Origin of the sequence: Bradyrhizobium ottawaense (assembly GCF_002278135.3) — a bacterium.
Lineage (GTDB): Bacteria > Pseudomonadota > Alphaproteobacteria > Rhizobiales > Xanthobacteraceae > Bradyrhizobium > Bradyrhizobium ottawaense.
This window is the reverse complement of sequence record NZ_CP029425.2, coordinates 5,662,450-5,685,766: the sequence shown is the minus strand read 5'-3', so window position 1 is coordinate 5,685,766 and position 23,317 is coordinate 5,662,450. Positions and strand designations below refer to the sequence as shown.

The following is a 23,317-nucleotide window of genomic DNA, read 5'->3' as shown; positions in this document are numbered from 1 at the left end:
GCGCTGGCATCTTGTGATGCTGCGTCCATCTCGTGGGGACATTCCATGCCGTCAGAACTTCGTTCGCCCCGTCTCGCCGTCCTGATCGATGCCGACAATGCGTCGGCAAAAATCGCGGACGGACTGTTCGAGGAGATCGCCAAGATCGGCGAGGCCAGCGTCCGCCGTATCTACGGCGACTTCTCCAACGCGCGGTCCAGGGGGTGGGCCGACATTCTGTCGAAGCACGCCATCATCCCGCAGCAGCAGTTCGCCTATACGACGGGCAAGAACGCGTCGGACATCACGCTGGTCATCGACGCCATGGACCTGCTTCACAGCGGCCGGTTCGACGGCTTCTGCCTGGTGTCATCCGACAGCGACTTTACCCGTCTGGCGGCCCGCATCCGGGAGCAGGGCATCGATGTCTTTGGGTTCGGCGAGCAGAAGACGCCCGAAAGCTTCAGGCAGGCCTGCCGACGGTTCGTCTATACGGAGAACCTGCTTGCCGGCACGGCGACCGCCCAGGACGCATCTTCACGCTCAGCGCCGCTTCAGCCGCCCGATGCCGCCACGCCCATCATCAAGAAGGTCATCACGCAGATGGAGAGCGAGGACGGCTGGGTCGCGCTCGGTGAAGTCGGACGGCAGCTCGCCAATCTCGCTTCCGATTTCGATCCGAGGACCTACGGCTTCCGCAAGCTGAGCGACCTGGTGCGGAAGACGAATTCGTTCGAGATCGATGAGCCGAAGGGCCGGTCGATGCGAATCCGGGTCAAACCCGCTGCGGCGCCGCCGGCGAGAACGCGGAACCCGCGCCGATCTGCCAGGTCGGGAACGGCAGGCGGTGCGGCGCCCAAGGCGTAAGCAGGGCGTGCCGTCATATTTGCACTTGCCCGGTTTGGTGCAGCGCGTAACCATCGCCGGGCCGTAACGCCGCGCGAGGGTCCCGATGACCAAACTCACCCGCTTCACCGTCGCCCCGCTGCATGCGATGACCCGGCGCCTCGCCGATGTCGCGTCCGCGCGTCTCGCGCCAGATCTGGTCATTTCCGGCGCGCGGGTGCTCTCGACCTATTCGGAACGCATCCATCCCGGTCGGGAGGTCTGGATCACCGGCGGGCGCATCGCGGCGGTGAAGCCATCAGGCGCGGCAACGAAGATCTGGCCCAACGTGGCGCTCTACGATGCCGCTGGCGGCGTCATCGCACCCGGGCTGGTCGATCCGCACATCCACATCGAATCCTCGATGGTGACGGCCTGCGCCTATGCGGAGGCCGCGCTGCTCAACGGCACCACCACGATCTTCTGCGACAGCCACGAGATCGGCAACGTCATGGATGTCGCCGGCGTGGAGGCGATGCTGGAAGACGCGCGCGAGGCGCCGCTCTCGATCTTTTTGACGGTGCCGTCGACTGTCCCTGCGACTTCGGCCGAGCTCGAAACGGCGGGAGGAGACCTTACACCGGACAAGATCGCCGGTCTGTTCGACCGCTGGCCGGAGGCGGTGGCGCTCGGTGAAAAGATGGATTTCGTGCCCGTGACGATGGGCGACGAGCGCAGCCATGCCATCCTCGCTGCCGCCTTGAAGCGGGGACGTCCGGTGTCCGGCCACGTCTACGGCCGCGAATTCGTTGCGGCCTATGCGGCCAGCGGCGTAACGGATACCCATGAGGCGATCGACCGCGACATCGCCGACGACCTGCTCGATGCCGGCGTCTGGATATTCCTGCGCGGTGGTCCGCCGACGACGCCCTGGCACTCGCTACCACAGGCGATCCGCACCATCACCGAGCTCGGCGCCTCGCACAAGCGCACGGCCGTGTGCACCGACGACCGCGACGCCGACGATCTCCTGATGTTCGGTCTCGACTGGGTGGTGCGCGAGGCCGTGAAGGCGGGGATGTCGCCGGAGCAGGCCTGGTCGATGGGCTCGCTGCATGGCGCCACGCGCTTCGGCATGGACGGCGACATCGGTGGCCTCGGCGGCGGCCGCCGCGCCGATCTCGTGCTGATGGACGACCAGCTCAAGCCACAATGCACCTGGTATGGCGGCGAGCTCGTGGTCGAGAACGGCGAGATCACCGGGCTGCTCGATCAGGCGCTGTCTCACCGCTATCAATATCCAAAGGCAGCCTACGCGACCGTGAAGCTGCCGGAGAAGGTCAAGCTGAAGCCGGATCTGCCGGCGAAGGCCTGCACCGTCAATGCCATCAAAACAGCGTTGCCGGGTATCACGCTGATCCATGACAAAGTCGCGATCGAGCCAGCAAAGGACTGGCCGTCGCTGTTCGCGCGTTACGGCCTGTGCTTCGTCACAGTCATCGAGCGCCACGGCAAGTCGGCCGGCAACGTCGCTTACGGACTGCTGAAGGACTTTGGCCTCAAGCGCGGCGCGGTCGCCTCCAGCGTCGGACACGACAGCCACAACATCATCGTCGCCGGTACCAACGAGCCCGATATGCAGGTCGCGATCGCGGCCATCAAGGACCAGCAGGGCGGCGTCTGCGTCGTCGCCGACGGCAAGGTAAAGGCACTGGTTCCGCTGCCGATCGCGGGGCTTCTCTCGGACAAGCGCGTCACGGAGGTGGCCGAAGAGGTCAAGGCGCTGAAGAAGGAATGGGCCGAGGCCGGCTGCACCATCCCCTATATGGGCTTCAATTTGATTCCCCTATCGGTCATTCCGGAAATTCGCATCACCGACAAGGGCCTGGTGCTGGTGCCGCAGATGGAACTGGCGCCGCTGTTCGAGTGATCCGCTTTCATGCAACTCTCGATCTAACCGTTTGAGACCGCCGCTATTTTTCCGCGGCTGCCGCATCGTGGAAAATAAAATCGATCTCGTTGAGATCGGCTTCTGCGCACCCGATGATCTCGCTCGCTGACGCAACTTGAGCGAGGTCCGATATGGCGAAGATGCGAGCTATCGATGCTGCCGTGCGAATTCTGGAGAAGGAAGGCATCTCCACCGCCTTCGGCGTTCCCGGGGCCGCGATCAATCCGCTTTACTCGGCGCTGAAGAAGCGCGGCACGATCCGGCACATCCTGGCGCGGCATGTCGAGGGCGCCTCGCATATGGCCGAGGGCTATACGCGGGCGAAGGCCGGCAATATCGGGGTCTGCATTGGAACCTCGGGGCCGGCCGGCACTGACATGATCACCGGGCTCTATTCGGCGATCGCCGATTCCATTCCGATCCTCTGCATCACCGGGCAGGCGCCGCGCGCGCGGCTCTACAAGGAAGACTTTCAGGCCGTCGACATCGAGTCGATCGCAAAGCCCGTGACCAAATGGGCGGTGACCGTGCGCGAGCCGGCGCTGGTGCCGCGCGTGTTCAGCCAGGCGTTTCACGTGATGCGCTCGGGCCGGCCGGGGCCGGTGCTGATCGACATGCCGCTCGACGTGCAGCTGGCCGAGATCGAGTTTGACGATGAGACCTATGAGCCGCTGCCGGTCTACAAGCCCACCGCGACGCGCAAGCAGGTCGAGAAGGCGCTGGAGATGCTCAACGCCGCCGAGCGGCCGCTGATCGTCGCGGGCGGCGGCATCATCAATGCCGACGCTTCCGATCTCCTGGTCGAATTCGCCGAGATTGCCAACGTGCCTGTTGTCCCGACGCTGATGGGGTGGGGCGCGATACCCGACGATCACGTGCTGATGGCGGGCATGGTCGGCCTTCAGACCAGCCACCGCTACGGCAATGCCACCATGCTCGAATCCGACTTCGTGCTCGGCATCGGCAACCGCTGGGCCAACCGCCACACCGGCTCGGTCGAGACCTACACCAAGGGCCGCACCTTCGTGCATGTCGACATCGAGCCGACCCAGATCGGGCGCGTGTTCAATCCCGATCTCGGCATCGTCTCGGACGCGAAGGCTGCGCTCGAGCTGTTCGTCACCGTCGCCAGGGAGTGGCGCCGGTCAGGCAAGCTGCGCGAGCGCCAGGCGTGGCCCGCGGCCTGCCGCGATCGCAAGAAGACGATGCTGCGCAAGAGCCATTTCGACAACGTCCCGATCAAGCCGCAGCGCGTCTATGAGGAGATGACCAAGGCGTTTGGTCGCGACACCTGCTACGTCACCGTGATCGGCCTGTCGCAGATCGCCGGCGCGCAGTTCCTCGGCGTCTATCGCCCACGCAACTGGATCAATGCCGGTCAGGCGGGGCCGCTCGGCTGGACACTGCCCGCCGCGCTCGGCGTGCGTGCCGCGTGCCCGGATCGCGACATCGTCGCGCTCTCCGGCGATTACGACTTCCAGTTCCTGATCGAGGAGCTCGCGGTCGGGGCGCAGTTCAATCTGCCCTATATCCACGTCGTCGTGAACAATTCCTATCTCGGCTTGATCCGCCAGGCCCAGCGCGGCTTCGAGATGGACTATCACGTTCAGCTCTCCTTCGAGAACATCAACGCGCCCGAGATCGGCGTCTACGGCGTCGACCACGTCGCGGTCGCCGAAGGCCTCGGCTGCAAGGCGATCCGCGTCACCGATCCGAAGGACGCGCAGGCCGCGTTCGCGACCGCGCGCGAATTGATGGCCAAGCACCGCGTGCCCGTGGTGGTCGAGTTCATCCTCGAACGCGTCACCAACATCGCGATGGGCACGGAGATCGACAACATCGTCGAGTTCGAGGAGGTGCTGGACCTGCCGCTCGACGAGGTCGAGCGGGCGCGCCCAGGCGTGCTGCAGCCGGCGGAATAGGAGAGGACCTCATCATGCCGAAATTCGCTGCCAACCTCACCATGCTCTTCAACGAGATGCCGTTCCTGGACCGCTTCGCAGCGGCGAAGGCGGCGGGCTTTTCCGGGGTCGAGTATCTCTTCCCCTATGATTTCGACAAGGCGCAGCTGCGCGAGCAGCTGGAAGCCCACGGCCTGACCCAGGTGCTGCACAATCTGCCGGCCGGAAACTGGGCCGGGGGCGAGCGCGGCATTGCGATCCTGCCCGATCGCACCGCCGAATTCCGCGACGGCGTGTTTCGCGCCATCGACTATGCCAAGGCGCTCGATTGCGAGCAGCTCAACTGCCTCGTGGGTATTGCGCCTGCCGATGCCGATCCGCGCGAACTCAACGAGACGCTGGTGGGAAATTTGCGCTTCGCCGCCTCCACGCTGGCACGCGAGAACATCAAGCTGCTGGTCGAGCCGATCAACACGCTCGACATTCCCGGCTTCTTCCTCAACGGCACCGAGCAGGCGATACAGCTGATCTCCGAGGTGCGGTCTAACAATCTGTTCGTCCAGTACGACATCTATCACATGCAGATCATGGAGGGCGATCTCGCCCGCACCATGCAGGAATATCTGCCCCAGATCGCCCACATCCAGCTCGCCGACAATCCGGGCCGCCACGAGCCCGGCACCGGCGAGATCAATTATCCCTTCCTGTTCCGCCACCTCGATGCGATCGGCTATCGCGGCTGGATCGGCTGCGAATACAAGCCGCGCACCACGACGCTGGAAGGGCTTTCGTGGCACGCGGCGCAGACGTTCGAGACGTGAGAATGCACCCACAGCGACGGTGCGCTCCCTCTCCCGCTTGCGGGGGAGGGCTGGGGTGGGGGTATCTCCGCGAAAAGATTCGATCGAGATGCGGTGAAAGCCCCCAAGCGGATAGAGCCCCCACCCGGCGCTACGCGCCGACCTCCCCCGCAAGCGGGAGAGGTGCACCGAGCTTGTGGATCGACTTGGCCCAAATCTGGAGGAATGAGACATGACCAACATCGGCTTCATCGGACTTGGCACCATGGGACGGCCGATGGCCGGCCATCTCCTTAGCGCAGGCCATCGTGTTCTCCTGCATGATGTCGCGCCGGTCGCGCCGGAGCTGATTGCGGTCGGCGGCATTGCCTGCAAGTCGGCCAAGGAAGTCGCGGAGGGCGCGGATGCGGTCATCATCATGGTGCCGGATACGCCGCATGTGGAAGCGGTGCTGTTCGGCAAGGACGGCGTTGCGAGCGGCATCTCCAAGGGCAAGATCGTCGTCGACATGAGCTCGATCTCGCCGCTGGCGACGAAGGAGTTCGCGAAGAAGATCGAGGCGCTCGGGGCGGACTATCTCGACGCGCCGGTGTCGGGCGGGGAGGTCGGCGCCAAGGCGGCGAGCCTCACCATCATGGTCGGCGGGCCGGAGCGGGCCTTTGGCACCATGAAGCCGGTGTTCGACAAGATGGGCAAGAATGTCACCCGCGTCGGCGCCAATGGCGACGGGCAGACGACGAAGGTCGCCAACCAGATCATCGTCGCGCTCACGATCGAAGCGGTGAGCGAGGCGTTGTTGTTCGCATCGAAAGCCGGGGCCGATCCGGCGCTGGTGCGGCAGGCGCTGATGGGCGGCTTTGCCTCTTCGCGCATCCTCGAAGTGCATGGCGAGCGCATGGTGAAGCGCAATTTCGATCCCGGCTTCCGCATCGAGCTGCACCAGAAGGATCTCAATCTTGCGCTCGAAGGCGCGCGCACGCTCGGCCTGTCGTTGCCGAGCACGGCAGTGGCGCAGCAATTGTTCTCGGCCTGTACCGCGCATGGCGGCAAGGGCTGGGATCATTCCGCGATGGTGCGGGCACTGGAACTGATGGCAGGTCACGAGATCGCCGCAGCCTGAACTGTTACGCGGTAACAGTCTCCAGTTTTTGAGGCGTCTTCGCTTCGGGGGAACCGGAACAATGCTCCGGCCCCGTGGTTGAAGGCGCAGGACAATCACTGGAGACAAATCAACATGAAAACCCGTCTTGCGATTACGTTGGCTGCAGCGTCGCTGCTGGCGTCGAGCGCAGCCTTTGCCCAGTCGACGACCGAACAAGGCGCCAGGGACGGCGCGCGTGCGGGCGGCGATATTGGCGGACCGATCGGCGCCATGGTTGGCGGCACCGTTGGTGCGGCCGTCGGCGCTGGCCTCGAGATTCCGAATGCGGTCCTCGGCGGAATTCCTCGCAGCGATTCCGTCGTGGTTGAGGAGCGCGTCGTGGTAGGCGAGCCGCTTCCGCCGACCGTGGTGCTCCGCCCCGTACCGAACTACACCGAGTATCGCTATGCGGTCGTGAACGATCGCCGCGTGATCGTCGAGCCGCGCACGCGTCGGGTGGTCAAGATCATCGACTGATCCAAGCCGGCCACAGGCGTGGAGGGGAAAGGGCCCTGCGGAGTTCTACTCCGCGGGGCCTTCGCTTGCTGCAGAGGCGCTTGCGCGAAAGCGTGTCATAGCCCAATCGGTGACCGCCGCGAGCGCAAAGCCGAAGCAGGCCGTGAGCGCGTCGACCAGAAAGTCCTCCAGCCGGGCGTGGCGTCCGGGTGCCCAAAATTGCATCAGCTCGAGCACGCCAATCAGGACGACCGCGGCTCCTGCGCCCGGCAGGCGCCGCCGCGGATAGGCGAGGCCGAAGGCCAGCCCCACCAGGATGAAGGCGAGCGCATGTTCGCCGTCCTGGCCGAGGTCGGAATGGGGCCGCAGGCCGGGGGGACCGAGGGTGGCGAAAGTAACGGCGGCCGCGAGCAGCCAGGCAAATGAACGTATCAAAATGGACATCCGGTTCGCTTAGCACAGATTGGCAGCGGACCGGTACAGTCCCTCCATCAGATCGCTGTGTAGTTAATGACAAAATGTTAAAGCGGCTCGCGCACGCCAAGCCCGTGCATGAAGCGCTCCCGGATTTGTACGGGATCGCGCCTTGTGGTGCCGACGCCGGGCTTGTCGTCGATACGGACGGCGATCAGGCTCGGCGCGGCGGCGGACATCGCCGCATCGACCAGGCGCTCGAAATCCTCCTCGTCTGCAGCCCAGGCGCTGTTGGCGAGGCCGGAGCCTGCGGCGATGGCAACGATGTCCGCGACGCTTGCCGCTGGCGTCGGCTGTGCGCCGGTAATCTGATAGATGCCGTTGTCCATCACGATCATGATGAGGTTGTTCGGCTTCAACGTCGCGATCGTCGAGAGCGCGCCGAGCTGCATCAACAGCGAGCCGTCGCCTTCGAGCGCGAAGACGCGTCGGTCGGGCTGCGCCAGCGCCACGCCGAGCGCGATCGGGAAGGCGAGGCCCATGCTGCCCAGCATGTAGAAATTCTGCGGACGATGGCCGGCGGCCCAGAGGTCGAAATTGGTGTTGCCGATGCCGCCGATCACGGCTTCCTCGTGCTCGAGCTTTCCGATCAGGCGCGAGGTCACATCGAACCGGTTCATCACCTTGGTGTTGCCAGTGTTCATGGTGCCGCTCACTTGTCGAAAACCTTGCCGCCTGTCAGCAGCGGGTTGAGGATCAGCGCCACCGGCGCCTGTGTCGTGACGGCCTGCTTGATCGAGCGGTCGGTGATGAATTCGAGCTCGTCGAGCCGGGTGATGGTGTGGTGCTCCAGCGCCAGCGAATCCAGCACCGGGCGCATGGTGCGGCAAACCAGCGATTGCCCGTAATTGAACTCGCCGAGCGTGCCGCGCTCGGACACGAACATGATCAGCGGGATCTGGTAGGGCACTGCGAGCGAGGCGAGCACGTTGGCGAGCGTGGCAAAGCCGGAGGTCTGCATCAGGACTGCGCCGCGCCGCCCACCCATCCAGGCGCCTGAGACGATGCCGACGGCTTCCTCCTCGCGGGCGGTGGCGAAGGTGGTGAAGAAGGGATCGGCGTGCAGGTTCTTGATCAGGGGCGTCAGCACCCGGTCGGGCACGTAAGGGATGAGGCTGATCTCGTTCCGCTTCAGGGTTTGCAGGACGATGCCGTGCCAGCTCCCGTCGCTGGACGCCTGTCCCGCCTGCGTCTGCTGTTCCGCAATCGCCATTGCGTTCTCCCTTGGCGTATTTTCTTGGGCCGCGCATGCTTCTTGGTTCTTTCCGTCGCGCGACCGGCCGAACTTGACGGAGCGGGCGGGATTGTCAACATGTCCGGGCCGCACCGTGATCTGCGCTGAACGGCCTGTCGTAGTCGGCACCGCCATGTCATAAGCGGCGGCAACGAGAAAACGGGAGGGGGCACGGACGGGCGCGCATCGCGCCGACCTTGCGGATCTCCCTGGAGAGCCGGAAGGGTCCTGATGTCCGTCAACAGCAAGCGCGTCTTCTACTCCAATTATTTGGCCAATCCGATCTATGTCGACATCCTGAAGGCGCGGCCCGACGTCCGGCTCGATCGCATCGAGAACGGGAGCCCCGAAGATGTCTACGCGCCGATCCTGAATGCGGCGCACGTTTACCAGATCGGCGCCGCCCGGGACGAACTCGCCCCTCATTTCCATGTCGATGCCACCTTCCTGAGGCGCACGCCGAACCTGCTGCTGGTCTCCAGCAATGGCGCGGGCTTCGATCCTGTCGACGTCGAGGCCTGCACGGATGCGGGCGTGCTCGTAGTCAACCAGTCCGGCGGCAACGCCCATTCGGTCGCCGAGCACGCGCTGGCGATGATGCTGACCTTGTCCAAGCGCATCATCCAGTCCGACCGCCGCCTGCGCCGCGAGCGCGACGTCAACCGCAACGACCTCGTCGGCAACGAGGTTGAGCACAAGACCGTCGGCATCATCGGCCTCGGCAATGTCGGCCGCCGCATCGCCGCACTGTGCAAGGGCCTGCTCGGCATGAAGGTGCTGGCCTATGACCCGTATCTCTCGGCCGAGGTGATGGCGGAGCGGGGCGGCGAGAAGGTCGAGCTCGACGAGCTGTTGCGCCGCGCCGATTTCGTTTCGATCTCCTGTCCGCTCGACAAGGGCAGCCGCAACATGATCAGCACGCGCGAGTTCGGGCTGATGCAGCCGCATGCGTATTTCATCACCACGGCGCGCGGCTTCATCCATGACGAGGATGCGCTGCTCCAGGCCCTGCGCGACAAGCGCATCGCCGGTGCCGGCCTCGACGTCTGGTCCAAGGAGCCGCCGCCGCCGGAGCATCCGCTGCTCCAGTTCGACAACGTGCTGGCAAGCCCTCATACCGCGGGCGTCACGATCGAGGCGCGGCAGAACATGGGCCGGATCGCGGCCGAGCAGGTGCTGGACACGCTCGACGGCAAGCGCCCGCCACGCATCATCAATCCCGAGGTCTGGCCGCGTTATGCGGAGCGCTTCAAGCAGGCTTTTGGCGTGACGCCGGGGTAGGGGCGCGAAGGGTCAGCGCTCCGATCATTGGTTACCACGACGGAAAGGCAAAGCGCCGCATCTTATCGAGCGGGTAAGTGAACGCGTATCACTTGTCCTGTAGTTGAAAGCCCATGAGCATCTTCTCGATTGCGACATCCGGACTTTCCGCGGCGAGTTTGCGCGTGAACGTGGCCGCGAGCAACATCGCCAATGTTCGAACGACCGGCCCGCTGCCGACCTCGGGCGGGTCGAGCCCGTCGGCCGTTACAGGCAGTCCGGGCATTGCTCCGACGTTTCCCGCGGCTTACGTGCCATTGCGCGTCGATCAGGTCGACCAATCGAGCGGCTCGACGCCGGGCGGCACGACCGCAAAGGTGTCGACGGTATCGCCGAGCTATACCGCGCAATCAGACCCAAGCGCTTCCTTCGCAAACCAGGATGGGCTGGTCGCAGCGCCGAATGTCGATATCGCCAGCGAATTCGTTCAGCTGGCGGCCGCCAAGTACAGCTTCATTGCCAATGCGAAAGTCATTCAGGCTTACGCGGAAACGACAGAGTCGCTCCTCGATATAACCACATGAGGGCGGACTGCCGCCGGAATGGGCGGCGGGAACCTTGCCGGCCTTTTGATCCGCGTCAAAATCTCCTTCCCCGGTCCGGCTTAAATGGGACTAGAGTGCGGCCGGGGCAGCAGGGAGGTCCCATGTCAACCTATGTCGTCAAGTTCATGAAGGATGTGCTCGGCGAGTACGGCCGGCAGAGCGAGATTTGCCAGGGTACGCTGGAAATCGACGCCTCCGACGAGGACGAGGCCAGGGAGCGGGCGAAGGCCAGGTTCTGCAAGGACCAGGCCCTGCATCACTGGTCGCTGCATGCCGACCGCATCCATGTGCGAGCGGCCGACTTTCCGTCTTGAGGTCTACCGGCCCGGCGCCGTGACGGGCGGGGGCGCCGTGGTCCCCGCGCCGAGCGATCGCTGCACCATGACAGTGTCAGACCAGCGGCCGTGGCGATAGGCCACGCCGCAAAGCAGGCCGGCGCGCGCGAAGCCGAACTTCTCGTGCAGCGCCAGCGAAGGCGCGTTGTCGGCGTCGATATAGCCGATCATCTGGCGGAAGCCGGCCGCCGCACAAGCATCGATCAATTCCTGCAGCAGCAACCGTCCGACGCCGCGGCCGAGTTGCTCGTGGTGGACGTAGATCGAATGCTTGGCCGTGTAGCGATAGGCCGGGCGCTTGCGGAACAGCACCGCATAGGCATAGCCGACCACCTCGCCGCGAAACGTTGCGACCAGATGCGGCAGGCGGGTCTGCTTGAGGTTCTTGCGCCGGTCGCGCAGATCGTCCGGCTCGGGCGCGCCGGTTCCCTCGATGTCGCGCGCCACGCCGTTGCGGACGTGATGGCGGTAGATCGCCAACATTGCCTCGACATCGCTGTCGCGTGACGGCCTGACCAGGACGGCTTCGTCGCTCGCGCGCGCAGCTGTTTCGTTCATTCGCACCTACTCGGCAACGACGTAAGTATAGAGCCCGATGCGCCCCTGGGCATCGATCTCCTTGTAGACGCCCTGGATCTCGACGTCGAAGCCCGGAAACGTGTTGAAGCAGGTTTCGAACATCTTGAGATAATCCACCATGGGCTTGGCCCGCTCGGTCAACCGCTCGCCGGGCACGATGGTGGCGATGCCTGGCGGATAGACCACGAAGGGCGTGGTCGCGATGCGGCCAGCGATGGCCTCGATCGGCAGGTAGTCGACATCGTTCTTGAACAGATAGCGGGCAGCATCGCGAGGCGACATCGCGATCTCAGGCATGTGCTCGGGCATGAACTGCTTCGCCTGAAGCGCGCTGACGTCGGCGGTGCGGAAGAACCGGTGCATCTCGCCGCAGAGATCGCGTAAGCGCACGCCGGCATAGCGCGCCTGCCGCCGCTGGTAGAACTCCGGAATGACGTCGGACAGCAGCGCATTGTCATCGTGCAGCTTCTTGAAGGCGACCAGGCCGGAGATCAGCGTGCCGGCCTTGCTCGCCTCGACGCCGGGGGTGAGCAGGAAGAGCAGGGAGTTGAGGTCGTTCTTCTCGGGAACGATGCGGTTCTCGCGCAGATATTGCGCCACAACGGGGGCGGGGATGCCGTGCTCGGCATAGGCACCTGAGCGGTCGAAGCCGGGGGTGAGCAGCGTCAGCTTGTTCGGATCTGTCATGGCAAACCCCTCGGCCATGCCGGGGAAGCCGTGCCAGTTGGTATCGGGAGAGAGCTGCCACAGCGCGGGATTGGTGGCGAGTTCATCGGTCGAGAGGGTTTCCCAGGCGACGTTGTGGACGGCGCCGGGGCGGCCGACATCGGGAATGGCGACGCGGTCGGGAACGAAGGGTTCGAAGAACCAGCGCCAATCGGCGTTCTGCTCCTTCTCTTCGAACTCCCTGCGCATCGCGCGGATCTTCTTGCGCAGCTCGATGCCGAGGCGGATGGTGTCGTCCCACAGCACTTCGCCTGAGCGGCCCTTCATCATCTGGGCGCCGACGTCGAGCGAGGCGAACAGCGGATAGAAGGGTGACGTGGAGGCGTGCTGCATGAAGCTCTCGTTGAAGCGGCGGTGCTCGACGCGCCGCTTCTGACCGCGGATGTGGCGGTCCTTGATGTGGATCTGTGAGGCCTGCGAGAAGCTGGCAAGCTGCTTGTGGGTCGATTGCGTCGCGATGATGCCCGGTGCTTCCGGCGGAAGGTTCGCCAGCCCCATGGCGAAACGGCCGGCATAGAGCGGGTGGAATTTCATGAATCCGGCCCAGGCCTCGTCGAACAGGATGTACTCGCAGAGATGGCCGATGCGCTTCAGGATCATCTCGGCGCTGTGGATCGTCCCATCATAGGTGCACTGTTCGACCACGGCGACGCGGAACGGCCGCTCCTTGCGCCAAGCCTCCTTGTCCGTGACCAGCGGGTGATTGCGGATCGCCTCGCGCAAGGTTTTCTCGTCCAGCACGTCCCAGCGCATCGGTCCGATCAGGCCCCAGGCGTTGCGGATGGTCGGCACGTAAACCGGGACGCCGCCGTTGATCATCAGCGCGCCGTGATGGGCGGCCTTGTGATTGTTGCGGTCGAACAGCACGAGGTCGCCGTCGGTAACGAGGGCGCCGAGCGCGACCTTGTTCGAGGTCGAGGTGCCGTTGAGCACGAAATAGGTCTTCTCCGCGCCAAAAATCTGCGCGGCTTCCTTCTGCGCCTTCAGCGCCGGCCCTTCATGGGTGAGGAGGTCGCCGAGATCGAGCACGGAATTGTCGAGGTCGTCGCGGAACACGGATTCGCCGAGATGCTCGACGAAGACCCGGCCGATCGGGCTGCGGTTGTAGAATACGCCGCCATTATGCCCCGGGCAGGTCCAGAGCTGGTTGCCTTCCTCGGCATAGTCGACCAGGGCGCCGAAGAACGGCGTCTTCAGCGTTTCGGCATATTGTTTGAGCCGGCTGATCAGATTCTTGGCGATGAAGGTCGGCGTCTCCTCGGACAGGAAGACGTAGCCGTCGATGAAATCGAGCACCTCGACCGGCAGGTCCTCGAAGCGCTTGCGCCGGATCAGCAGGATAATCGGGAAATCGAGGCCGCGGCGGCGCATCAGGTTGATCAGCGCCGAGGTCTTGCCCTCCAGGCCCTTCTTGCCCCAGTCCACCACCATGCACCCGATCGCGGCATCGGTCTGCACCGCCATCTCGGCATCTTCTAGTTTGCGCGCCCGGACCACCTCGAAGCCGGAGCGCTGGATCTCCTCGATGATCTGGTTGAAGCGGACGCCTTCGAGATCGTCGGCGTCGAATACTGGTGCGGCGAACAGGAAGTTGAAGCGCTTGAAATAATCCATGGTCTGTCCCGAATGTGCGAGAAGCACAGCTCTCGGCACATTCGATGACAGTTCTATGACAGTGGAGCGGGATGGCCCCGGCTACCGCTTCGCTTCGCCGAACACCACGGTCGGCACCGCACGGTTGACGATGTCGCGTAGGGCAAAGCTCGATTGCACGCGTGCGACGCGCGGCAGGCGGGACAGCTCGGTGCGGTGGATGCGCTCGAAATCCTGAATGTCGCGTGCGAGCACGATCAGGATGTAGTCGTCGGTTCCCGACATCAGGAAGCAGCGCACGACGGAAGGGCATTTCACCACCTCGGCCTCGAACGCCTTCAATGCGTCGTCGCTCTGGCTCTCCAGCGCGATGCGAACCAGCACGGTGGTGGTGAGGCCGAACTGGGCCAGATCGAGTGCGGCCTGGTAGGCCTGGATGTAGCCCTCGTCCTCCAGTGCCTTCTGCCGCCGGGCCAGCGCCGTGCTGGAGAGCCCTACCTTGTTGGCAAGCTCGGTGTGGCTGGCACGTGCATTGGTCGTGAGTTCCGCGAGGATCGCGAGGTCTTTCCGGTCGAGGGCCAATGTTTCGTTTCCAGCGTGAAAGGGCGGCTTGGCGCCGAAAACCGGCGCGGGCCTGCCGAAACTAGCGGATATTTGCACGAAACCAAACCGGCCCCGTCGCTACGATGAGGAACCGAATCAAGGCGTTGGCAAAGGAGCCCAAAAGATGCGCGTCGGTGTGCCCAAGGAGATCAAGGTGCAGGAATATCGCGTCGGGCTCACCCCGGGCGCGGTCCGCGAATATGTCGCGGCCGGACACCAGGTCACGGTCGAGACCAGCGCCGGCGGCGGCATCGGCGCGCCCGACGAGGTGTATCGGCGGGCAGGGGCCACCATCGCCGAGAGCGCCCGCGATATCTTTGCCAAGTCCGACATGATCGTGAAGGTGAAGGAACCGCAGAAGAGCGAGTGGGTCCAGCTCCGAGAAGGCCAGATCCTGTTCACTTATCTTCATCTTGCGCCGGATCCGGAGCAGGCCAAGGGCCTGCTTGCCTCCGGCTGTACCGCGATCGCCTATGAAACCGTCACGGACGCGAACGGTCACCTCCCGCTGCTCGCCCCGATGAGCGAAGTCGCCGGCCGCCTCGCCATCGAGGCCGCCGGCGCCGCGCTCAAGCGCTCGGCAGGCGGCCGCGGCCTGCTGCTGGGCGGCGTGCCCGGCGTGCAGCCGGCGCGCGTCGTCGTGCTTGGCGGCGGCGTGGTCGGAACGCAGGCGGCGCGCATGGCCGCGGGCCTCGGTGCCGAAGTCACCGTGATCGACCGCTCGATCCCGCGCTTGCGCCAATTGGACGATCTTTTTGCCGGACGCGTGCGTACCCGCTTCTCGACCATCGAATCGGTCGAGGACGAGGTGTTCGCCGCCGACGTGGTGATCGGCGCGGTGCTGGTGCCGGGCGCCAGCGCCCCCAAGCTGGTCACGCGCGCGATGCTGAAATCGATGCGGCCAGGCGCCGTGCTGGTCGACGTCGCGATCGACCAGGGCGGCTGCTTCGAGACTTCGCACGCAACCACGCACAGCGACCCGACCTACGAGGTCGACGGCGTCGTGCACTATTGCGTCGCCAATATGCCGGGCGCGGTACCGGTGACGTCGAGCCAGGCGCTGAACAATGCGACGCTGCCGTTCGGCCTGATGCTCGCGAACAAGGGCTTTGCCGCGGTGCTGGAAAACCCGCATTTGCGCAACGGGCTGAACGTCCATCGCGGCCGCATCACCAACAAGGCGGTGGCGGAGAGCCTCGGGCTGGAGTTTGCGCCGGTGGAGACTGGGCTCGCGGCCTGAATAGGCCGTCATTGCGAGCGCAAGCGAAGCAATCCAGAATCCCTCCGCGGAAAGGGTCTGGATTGCTTCGCTGCGCTGGCAATGACGATGTGGGACAAGCTTCAGCCTGAGTTCGTCCCGACGAATGACCTCAAGCTTTCGTCAGCCTGTACTGCCCCAGATCCGGATCATGCGTCATGCGCCAATAGTCGACGAACCGCCACGGCATCGCGGAAAACACGCGGCCACTCGAATTGCGGTAGTAGGTGCTCATGCCCGGATGGGTCCAGATCATTGTCTCGTGCTCGGTGTCGACCTTTCGGACGTAGTCGTCGAGCACATCAGGGCGGACGTCGATGGCAGCGACGTCGTGCTCGATCATTTCGGCTAGGCAGGCGGCGATGTAGCGGCTCTGGCATTCCGACTGGAAGATCACGCTGCCGCCATGCGCGGGGCCGGAGTTGGGGCCGAGCATGCAGAAGAAGTTGGGGAAATCGGGCACGGTGAGGCCGAGAAACGCCGTCGGATTGTCGTTGGCCCATGCCTGGCGCAAATTCTTGCCGTCGCGGCCGCTGATGTTGAGGCGGGCCGCCATCTCCGTCACCTTGAACCCGGTCGCGACCACGATGACATCGGCCGGGCGGTGCCTGCCGTCGGCGGTGACGATGCCGCCCCGATCGAAATGGTCGATCGCGTCGGTGACGAGTTCCACGTTCGGCCGCGTCAACGTCTTGAACCAGTTGTTGTCGAGCAGGATGCGCTTGCCGTAGGGCGGATAGGTCGGCACGCATTTTTCGATCAGGTCCGGCCGCCCCTGCAATTCCGACAGGATGAAGTCGGTCAACTCCTGGCGGTGCCGGTCGTTGCCCTTGTTGACGGCGCGCTCCGGATGCGGCCAGGCCGGGTCCTTGCGCAGGAACGGCAAGAGGCCGTCGCCATAGCGCCAGAACATGTTGAAGCGGTACCACTGCACATAGAACGGCAGATGCGCCAGCAGCCAGCGCGCGCCCTCGCTGATCGGATCGGCATAACCCTTCACCGGCCGCGCCCATTGCGCGCTGCGCTGATAGACGGCGACCGAGGCGACGCGGCCGGCGATCGACGGCACCAGCTGCATCGAGGTTGCGCCGGTGCCGATCACGGCGACATGCTTGCCGTCGAGATTGATATCGCTCGACCACAGCGCCGAATGCAGGATCGTTCCCTTGAAGTCCTCCTCGCCTTTGAAGCGGGCGCGGGAGGGATCGTTGAGCTGGCCGATGGCGGAGACCAGCGCGGTGGATTCGAAGGTCTCCTCGCCGGTCTCGGTCTTGAGCGTCGAGATCCAGCGCAGCTTGCCCTCGTCCCAGCGCGACGAGGTCAGCTCGGTGTTGACGCGCAGATGCTCGCGGATGCCGTATTCGTCGGCGACTTTCTGGAGATATCCGAGCAGCTCCTCGCGCCGGCAGAAATAGCGCGTCCAAGCATTCCCCGAGCCGAAGGAATAAGAATAGGAGTGGTTCGGCGTGTCGACGCCGCAGCCGGGATAGCGGTTGATCCACCAGGTGCCGCCGAGCTCGGCGTTCTTCTCGACGATGGTGTAGGGAATGCCGAGATGGCCGAGCGCCACGCCGAGCGCAATGGCGCAGACGCCAGCGCCGACGATCAGCACGTGCTGGTCGGCAAGCTTGTCGTCGGCAGGACGTTTGGTCCAACGTGCCTCGCGCGATACGAAGCCCATTTCCTCGCGCATCAGAGGGGCATATTCCGGCGCGACATTCTCGCCGAGACAGGCGCGCATCATCTTCAGCAGGAGCTCGTCGCCAGGGTCGGCGATGACAGGCTTCGGCGTACCATCGGCGAAGAGCTTCACCACGGCGGCGCGGATTTCGTCCTGGATCTCCTTGGGCACGCCGGCCTCGGGATCGGGGATGAGGCGGATGTCGCGCTTGGGCAAGTACGGCGCCGCGAGCCATTTCTCGTCGCCGGTCATATGCACCAGCACCATCAGGAGGCAGCGGATGTCGCCTTCCGCGATGGTCGAGGCGAGGTCGAGCGGCCTGTGCGGAGATTCGATGTTCATGGCGTGTCCTGGTCTCCGGAGGCGGTGAAGAGGCCGCGCGTCATCAGCTTGCGATAGGCGGAGATGACGTGCTCGGGCACGGCGGTGACGCCGCCGGCCGAGTAGGAGTAGCGGCGGCTGAGATAGCCGCGCGCGCCCATCAGCATGTGGACGATCGCCTCGAACTCGTCGTCGCTGAAATCCTCGATGCCGCCGGCAAGGCGCGCACGGCGGAGGATGCGGACATAGGCGACCGAGATGTTGTCGAGATGTTTCTGGTAACCGATGGGTGCGAAGAATTCGGCCTCGTTGAGGATGCGCAAAAACTCCGGCACCTCGCGGATGAAGTCGAAGAAGGCGGCGAAGCGCTCGATCTCCTGCCGCGCCGCATCCGCAGTGCCGGTGCGGGCGCGGATGAACTCGACCATGTCGAGGCCGATCTTCGGCAGCAGCTGGTCGAGCAGCTCCTGGCGGTTCTCGAAATGATTGTAGAAAGTGCCCTGCGCGACGCCGGCCTGTTCGGTGATGCGGGCGACGGAGGCTTCGGCATAGCCATGCTTGCCGACGACCTTGGTGGCGGCCTCGAAGATCTTCTGCTTGGTCCAGGCGTTGCGCTCGACGCGGTTGAGCTTTGTGATCTTCGCGGTGGCGGGGCCTTGCGTCATGCCACGGTCTCCAGTTCGGCGCGCAGCACGCGCTTGAGAATCTTTCCAGACGGGTTGCGCGGGAGGCTGTCGCGAATGATCAGCTCTTTCGGCACCTTGAAGCTCGCGAGCCGCGCGCGACAATGCTCGGCGAGGGCAGGGAGCTCGAGCCTGGCGCCCTCGGTCAGCACGACGATCGCGACCGGCCGTTCGCCCCAGCGCCCATCGCGCAGGCCGATCACCGCGACTTCGCGCACTTCGGGCATTTCATAGATGACGCGCTCGACCTCGGAAGAGGCGATGTTCTCGCCGCCGGAGATGATCATGTCCTTCTTGCGGTCGGTCAGATACAGGAAGCCATCCTCATCAAGATAGCCGACGTCGCCGCTGCGGAACCAGTCGCCGAAGAAGGCGGACGCCGTCTTCTCCGGATCCTTCCAGTAGCCGCGCGTGATTTTCGGTCCGCGCAAGCAGATCTCGCCGTTGACGTTCGCCGGCAAGACCTTGCCGTCCTCGTCGCGGATCTCGATTTCGACATGGGCAATCGCACGCCCCGTCGAGCCGATCTTCTCGATCTCGCGGCCGGCCTCCATGAAGGTGTCGCCGCCGACGGTCTCGGTGAGGCCATAGGCATCGATGTAGCGCGCATTGCGGAAAAGTTGCGAGAAGGCGCGGATGCGCAGCTCCGGCGTCTTCTCGCCGCCGCCGATGGCCCATTGCAGGCTGGAGACGTCGTAGCGCTCACGCGTCGGGCAGGTGAGCATCGCGCTGGTCATCACGGGCGCGAACCATGCCGCGTTGAGCTTGTCCTCGGCGATCGCCGCGAGCGTCGTCTCCGGCTCGAAATTGCGTTCGATGCGGATGAAGCCGCCATGCCAGAGCACGGCGAGGCCGGGCAGGTCGAGCGCGCCGACGTGATAGAGCGGGCCGACGACGAGCAGTCGCGTCTCGGCGCTGAGCCCCAGCGCGATCGTCTGGTCCGCCGACTTCCAGTAGAAATTATCGTAAGAGAGCATCACGCCCTTGGGACGATCGGTCGTGCCCGAGGTATACATCAGCCGCATCAGGTCGGATGGCGCGCGACCATGGATCGGCGCGGGCGGCACATCGCCTGCGAGATGCGTCATGCTCTGCTGCGCGGCGTCGTCGAGCACGGCAATCCCGGTGCCCGCGGCATTCGCAGCCAATTCCTCGTCGACGATCAGAAGCCGTGCGCCGGCATTGCCGGCGATGTAGCCGACCTCCTCGCGGGAGAGGCGGAAGTTGATCGGCAAGAACACCGCGCCGAGATGGCTGGTGGCGAAGACCAGCTCCAGGAACGCCGCGCTGTTCTTCATCAGCACCGCCACGATGTCGCCGGCGCTGATGCCCTGCGCGGCGAGCCAGCCTGCAACCATTCGGACACGCGCATCGAGCGCCGCGTAGGAGATCTCCTCGCCGCGATATTTCAGCGCGGGCCGGTCCGGCGTGCGCCGGGCATGAAAGGCGATGAAGCTCGAAAGATTGATCATTTTGCGGATCTTGGGCCGGTCATCGGCCTCGCTTCCTCCCTCGATGAATTCTGACTCGTAATTCATCTTCGGCTTGACGTCACCCCCCACCCTCTGAAATCCTTGGGAGCACGGAGACGAGACGATCTCCGACAGGGATCAGGACACGCCGACCCGACAGAGGGAGGGAAAAATGACGAGGACCCGCACGCCGGGCATCAGCCGCCGTTCAACGCTGGCGCTGATGGGCGCCGGTGCGATGAGTGTTGCCGCGCCTTGGGTGGCGCGTGCGCAAGCCAAGACCATCAAGATCGGCATGCCGACGATCCTGTCGGGCCGCGTGGCGCAGCTCGGCACGTCCTCGCGCAATGCGGTGATGCTCGAGGTCGAGAAGGTCAACGCCGCCGGCGGCTTGGCCGGCCGGCAGATCGAAATGGTGATCCGCGATTCCAAGGGCCAGCCGCAGGAAGCCGCCCGCGTCGCGCGCGAGCTCGTCAACACCGACGGCTGCGAATTGCTGCTCGACGGCGAGGCGTCCTCCGGATCTTTCGCGGTGCATGAGGTCGCGCGCGATCTCGGCGTGCTCTGCGTCCACACCTGCTCGGAAGCCTCTTCGCTGACGGCTGATCCGAAGCAGCACATCCCGAATGCGTTCCGCTGCGTGCGCCAGGGCATCCACGATTCCATCGTCGGCGGCAGCTACGCCGCCGCGATCGCCAAGGCCAAGGGCCTGAAGAAATGGGCGACCTGTTCGCCCGACTATGCCTACGGCCGCGACACCACCGGCGAATTCACGCTGTACCTGAAACGTTTCGCGCCTGATGTGGAGATCATCAGCGAGTCCTGGCCAAAGCTGTTCCAGCCCGACTACACCGAGGTGGTGACGAAGATCCTCCAAGCCAAGCCGCAGGCGCTTTATTCCTGCCTCTGGGGCGGCGATCTCACCTCCTACATCGACCAGGCCAACATCTACGCGATGTTCAGCCAGATGGAGGTGTTCGCGGTCAACATGGCCGACTACACCGCGCTCACCGTCGTGAAGAACCTGCCCAAGGGCATCCACTCCGGCAACCGCTACATCAAGACCTTTCCGACCACGCCGGAGAACGCGGCCTGGGGCGATGCCTACAAGGCGAAGTATAACGAGTATCCGACCAACTGGTCGTGGCAGAACGCGACCGCCGTGATGTTCCTGGCCGAGGCCGCCAAGAAGGCGAACTCCGCCGACGGCAAGAAGATCGCGGAGGCATTGAAGGGCCTCGCCATCAAGTGCCCGTTCGGTGCCGACGGCACCGTGACGATGCGCGGCGACGACCACACGCTGGTCGGCTACGCCATCGGCTGGGGCACCACGATCCCGCAGGAGCCGTATGTGCCGGAGGTCAAGGCCGGCGACTGGAAGACGATCTTCGAGTTGGAGGCCGAGTGGAAGAAAAGCAAGGGTTACACCTGATCTGATGTGCGGCGGAGACGGGCGACCGTCTTCGCCGTTTTCGTTTGATTTTCGCGCCGTGTCAGGCGCGCCGCAATGAAAGTGCTCCCGTGGATCTCGACGCGCTTGCCGGCTGCCTCTCCAGCTCCGCCTGCCTGGTGACGCAGACCACCAGCGGCCTCATCATCGGCATGCTGCTGTTCCTGGTTGCGGTCGGGCTGACGCTGATTTTCGGCGTGCTCAAGGTGGTCAATTTCAGCCACGGCGCCTTCTACATGTTCGGCGCCTATTTCGCGATGACCGCCTATCAGCTCACCGGGAGCTTCGCGCTCGCGATGCTGGCGGGCGCGGCCGGCACCGCCATTCTCGGATTGATCTTCGAGCGCGTCTTCATGAGCCGCGTCTATGGCGCGGACGTCTTGATGCAGCTCCTCGTCTGCTACGCCTTCGTGCTGATCTTCGACGATGTCGTGCGCCTGATCTGGGGGCCGGAATTCAAGTCGATGGGCATGCCGTCCGCGTTCCAGGTGATGCCGCTGTTCATCGCCGGCGGCGTGGTGCCGCCTTATTATCTGCTGCTGATCGGCGTTGCGCTCGTTGCGGCTGTCGTGCTCGGCATCGGGTTGTCGCGCAGCCGCATCGGCAAGGTGATCCGCGCCGCCGCGCAAAATCCCGGCATGGTGTCCGCGCTCGGCATCAACACGGGCCTGATCTATGGCGGCGTGTTCGCGCTCGGCGGCATGCTGGCGGGCCTCGCGGGTGCGCTCGCCGCGCCGGTGCGCTCGCTCACGCCCGGGATGGGATTCTCGGTGCTGATCGAATCCTTCATCGTCACCGTGATCGGCGGCATGGGCTCGATCCTGGGCGCCCTGATCGGCGCGTTGCTGCTCGGCCTGATCCGCTCGTTCGGCTCGCTCGGCTTTCCGCTGTTCACGGAAGGCCTGATGTATCTGTTCATGGTGATCGTGCTGGTCTCGAAACCCACCGGCCTGTTCGGCAAGGAGGCGGCATGACCGAGCTGGAGGCCGGACACGCGCAAGGGCTGGCACCCGTGCGCGGTGGCTCGGTGCTGCAACGCTATCGCGACGTCCTGATCGCGCTGATCGCTTTTGCCGTGCTGGCGAGCCTGCCGCTGTTGACGGGCAGCAAGGCGCTGCTCGATTTCGTCATCCGCTGCTCCGCCTACGGACTGTTCGCGACCTCGCTCAACCTCCTGGTCGGCTACACCGGCCTGACCTCGTTCGGCCATGGCATGTTCTTCGGCCTTGGCGCCTACAGCTTCGGCCTGATCATGCAGAAGCTCGGCGTGCCCATTCCGGTCGCCTTCGTTGCGACGCTGGCGATCACGGCGCTCATCGCGGCCGTGATCGGCGCGATCTGCGTGCGGCTGAAGGAGATCTATTTCGCCTTCGTCACGCTCGCCTTCCAGATGCTGATCCACTCGACCATCCTGTCCTGGGCTTCGTTCACCGGCGGTGACCAGGGCCTGCGCGGCGGCATTCCGCGACCCGTCTTTCTCGGCATCGATCTGGCCAACCACGTCCATCTCTACATCGCGAGCTGCGCGCTGTTGATCCTTGGGCTGCTCGCGATGCGGCAGATCGCGCAATCGCCGTTCGGCTACACGTTGCGGATGATCCGCGACAATGCCGCGCGCGCGAGCTTTCTCGGTATCGACGTCTGGCGCGCCAAGCTCACCGTGTTCGTGCTGGCGGCGCTGTTCGCGGCGATGGGCGGCATGGTGATGGCGCTGTTCGTTTCCGGCGCCTATCCGGAATTCGCCTATTGGACCATCTCGGGTGAAGGCATCTTCATCAACATGCTCGGCGGCGTTTCAACCTTCTTGGGGCCGATGGTCGGCACCGTGCTGCTGCTGCTGCTCAACGACACCGTGACGCGGTTCACCGAGTATCACGGCATCGTGCTCGGCGTGGTCATCCTGTTCTTCGCGCTGGGCCTGCGCAAGGGCCTGCTGGATTTCGTCGCCGAGTGGTTCTCGCAGCGGCGTGACGCAGGCGAGGGCCGCTAG

At 64.7% G+C, this 23,317-nt stretch carries 22 protein-coding genes; 13 read left to right on the top strand and 9 right to left on the bottom strand.

Annotation, left to right across the window (positions count from 1 at the left end):
- Window positions 1-45: 45 nt before the first annotated feature.
- The 6 genes from CIT37_RS27105 to CIT37_RS27080 all read left to right on the top strand — a co-directional run bounded on the left by CIT37_RS27105 (window position 46) and on the right by CIT37_RS27080 (window position 7,074).
- Window positions 46-846 (top strand): NYN domain-containing protein, encoded by an 801-nt coding sequence (locus tag CIT37_RS27105; RefSeq protein ID WP_028143048.1) that lies wholly within the window; start codon window positions 46-48, stop codon window positions 844-846.
- 85 nt (window positions 847-931) lie between these two features.
- A complete protein-coding gene (locus tag CIT37_RS27100; RefSeq protein ID WP_095426485.1) occupies window positions 932-2,734 on the top strand; it encodes an adenine deaminase in 1,803 nt (600 codons plus the stop codon).
- A 152-nt stretch (window positions 2,735-2,886) separates the two neighbouring features.
- Window positions 2,887-4,677: a glyoxylate carboligase gene (gene gcl / locus CIT37_RS27095; RefSeq protein ID WP_038974256.1), complete on the top strand. Its 1,791-nt coding sequence runs from the start codon at window positions 2,887-2,889 to the stop codon at window positions 4,675-4,677.
- 14 nt (window positions 4,678-4,691) lie between these two features.
- Window positions 4,692-5,477, top strand: coding sequence for a hydroxypyruvate isomerase (gene hyi / locus CIT37_RS27090; protein ID WP_038947129.1), 786 nt, complete (start codon window positions 4,692-4,694; stop codon window positions 5,475-5,477).
- Window positions 5,478-5,688: 211 nt separating this feature from the next.
- Entirely contained in the window at window positions 5,689-6,576 is an 888-nt protein-coding gene (locus CIT37_RS27085) for a 2-hydroxy-3-oxopropionate reductase (protein WP_038947130.1), read from the top strand.
- 114 nt (window positions 6,577-6,690) lie between these two features.
- Window positions 6,691-7,074 (top strand): DUF1236 domain-containing protein, encoded by a 384-nt coding sequence (locus CIT37_RS27080; protein WP_018315876.1) that lies wholly within the window; start codon window positions 6,691-6,693, stop codon window positions 7,072-7,074.
- A gap of 45 nt (window positions 7,075-7,119) precedes the next feature.
- Here the strand turns inward: CIT37_RS27080 and CIT37_RS27075 are convergent, their stop codons facing one another.
- The 3 genes from CIT37_RS27075 to CIT37_RS27065 all read right to left on the bottom strand — a co-directional run bounded on the left by CIT37_RS27075 (window position 7,120) and on the right by CIT37_RS27065 (window position 8,740).
- On the bottom strand, window positions 7,120-7,497 hold the full coding sequence (locus CIT37_RS27075) for a VanZ family protein (protein WP_028142373.1): 378 nt from the start codon (window positions 7,495-7,497) through the stop codon (window positions 7,120-7,122).
- Window positions 7,498-7,574: 77 nt separating this feature from the next.
- Window positions 7,575-8,171 (bottom strand): thiamine pyrophosphate-dependent enzyme, encoded by a 597-nt coding sequence (locus CIT37_RS27070; RefSeq protein ID WP_161966481.1) that lies wholly within the window; start codon window positions 8,169-8,171, stop codon window positions 7,575-7,577.
- An 8-nt stretch (window positions 8,172-8,179) separates the two neighbouring features.
- Window positions 8,180-8,740: a thiamine pyrophosphate-binding protein gene (locus tag CIT37_RS27065; protein ID WP_028142375.1), complete on the bottom strand. Its 561-nt coding sequence runs from the start codon at window positions 8,738-8,740 to the stop codon at window positions 8,180-8,182.
- Window positions 8,741-8,992: 252 nt separating this feature from the next.
- On the opposite strand from CIT37_RS27065, the gene CIT37_RS27060 reads away from it, so the two are divergent.
- The 3 genes from CIT37_RS27060 to CIT37_RS27050 all read left to right on the top strand — a co-directional run bounded on the left by CIT37_RS27060 (window position 8,993) and on the right by CIT37_RS27050 (window position 10,940).
- The gene (locus tag CIT37_RS27060; RefSeq protein ID WP_038947133.1) at window positions 8,993-10,042 is read left to right on the top strand and encodes a hydroxyacid dehydrogenase; all 1,050 of its coding nucleotides are present in this window, start codon (window positions 8,993-8,995) and stop codon (window positions 10,040-10,042) included.
- A gap of 113 nt (window positions 10,043-10,155) precedes the next feature.
- Window positions 10,156-10,605, top strand: coding sequence for a flagellar basal body rod protein FlgC (locus tag CIT37_RS27055; RefSeq protein ID WP_028142377.1), 450 nt, complete (start codon window positions 10,156-10,158; stop codon window positions 10,603-10,605).
- A gap of 122 nt (window positions 10,606-10,727) precedes the next feature.
- Entirely contained in the window at window positions 10,728-10,940 is a 213-nt protein-coding gene (locus tag CIT37_RS27050; protein WP_018315882.1) for a hypothetical protein, read from the top strand.
- A gap of 3 nt (window positions 10,941-10,943) precedes the next feature.
- Here CIT37_RS27050 and CIT37_RS27045 read toward each other — a convergent pair whose 3' ends face one another.
- The 3 genes from CIT37_RS27045 to CIT37_RS27035 form a co-directional block, all read right to left on the bottom strand.
- Entirely contained in the window at window positions 10,944-11,519 is a 576-nt protein-coding gene (locus CIT37_RS27045; protein WP_028142378.1) for a GNAT family N-acetyltransferase, read from the bottom strand.
- A gap of 6 nt (window positions 11,520-11,525) precedes the next feature.
- Window positions 11,526-13,880 carry an Orn/Lys/Arg family decarboxylase gene (locus tag CIT37_RS27040; protein WP_095426487.1) on the bottom strand — a complete coding sequence of 785 codons (2,355 nt, stop codon included), beginning with the start codon at window positions 13,878-13,880 and terminating at the stop codon, window positions 11,526-11,528.
- An 81-nt stretch (window positions 13,881-13,961) separates the two neighbouring features.
- Window positions 13,962-14,441 (bottom strand): Lrp/AsnC family transcriptional regulator, encoded by a 480-nt coding sequence (locus CIT37_RS27035; protein ID WP_028142380.1) that lies wholly within the window; start codon window positions 14,439-14,441, stop codon window positions 13,962-13,964.
- A gap of 145 nt (window positions 14,442-14,586) precedes the next feature.
- Here CIT37_RS27035 and ald point away from each other — a divergent pair, with 145 nt between their 5' ends.
- On the top strand, window positions 14,587-15,702 hold the full coding sequence (gene ald / locus CIT37_RS27030) for an alanine dehydrogenase (RefSeq protein ID WP_038970577.1): 1,116 nt from the start codon (window positions 14,587-14,589) through the stop codon (window positions 15,700-15,702).
- Between the two features lie 130 nt (window positions 15,703-15,832).
- Here ald and CIT37_RS27025 read toward each other — a convergent pair whose 3' ends face one another.
- The 3 genes from CIT37_RS27025 to CIT37_RS27015 are packed head-to-tail and all read right to left on the bottom strand — an operon-like array spanning window position 15,833 to window position 19,877.
- On the bottom strand, window positions 15,833-17,743 hold the full coding sequence (locus CIT37_RS27025; RefSeq protein ID WP_038947135.1) for a flavin-containing monooxygenase: 1,911 nt from the start codon (window positions 17,741-17,743) through the stop codon (window positions 15,833-15,835).
- On the bottom strand, window positions 17,740-18,387 hold the full coding sequence (locus tag CIT37_RS27020) for a TetR/AcrR family transcriptional regulator (protein WP_028142383.1): 648 nt from the start codon (window positions 18,385-18,387) through the stop codon (window positions 17,740-17,742). Before CIT37_RS27020 ends, CIT37_RS27025 begins: the two co-directional genes overlap by 4 nt.
- Window positions 18,384-19,877, bottom strand: coding sequence for an AMP-binding protein (locus CIT37_RS27015; RefSeq protein WP_095426592.1), 1,494 nt, complete (start codon window positions 19,875-19,877; stop codon window positions 18,384-18,386). Before CIT37_RS27015 ends, CIT37_RS27020 begins: the two co-directional genes overlap by 4 nt.
- A gap of 172 nt (window positions 19,878-20,049) precedes the next feature.
- On the opposite strand from CIT37_RS27015, the gene CIT37_RS27010 reads away from it, so the two are divergent.
- The 3 genes from CIT37_RS27010 (at window position 20,050) to CIT37_RS27000 (ending at window position 23,317) form a co-directional block, all read left to right on the top strand.
- Window positions 20,050-21,309 carry an ABC transporter substrate-binding protein gene (locus tag CIT37_RS27010; RefSeq protein ID WP_038947137.1) on the top strand — a complete coding sequence of 420 codons (1,260 nt, stop codon included), beginning with the start codon at window positions 20,050-20,052 and terminating at the stop codon, window positions 21,307-21,309.
- A gap of 89 nt (window positions 21,310-21,398) precedes the next feature.
- Window positions 21,399-22,301, top strand: coding sequence for a branched-chain amino acid ABC transporter permease (locus CIT37_RS27005; RefSeq protein ID WP_028142386.1), 903 nt, complete (start codon window positions 21,399-21,401; stop codon window positions 22,299-22,301).
- Window positions 22,298-23,317 (top strand): branched-chain amino acid ABC transporter permease, encoded by a 1,020-nt coding sequence (locus CIT37_RS27000; RefSeq protein ID WP_038947138.1) that lies wholly within the window; start codon window positions 22,298-22,300, stop codon window positions 23,315-23,317. The genes CIT37_RS27005 and CIT37_RS27000 overlap by 4 nt, the downstream gene beginning before the upstream one ends.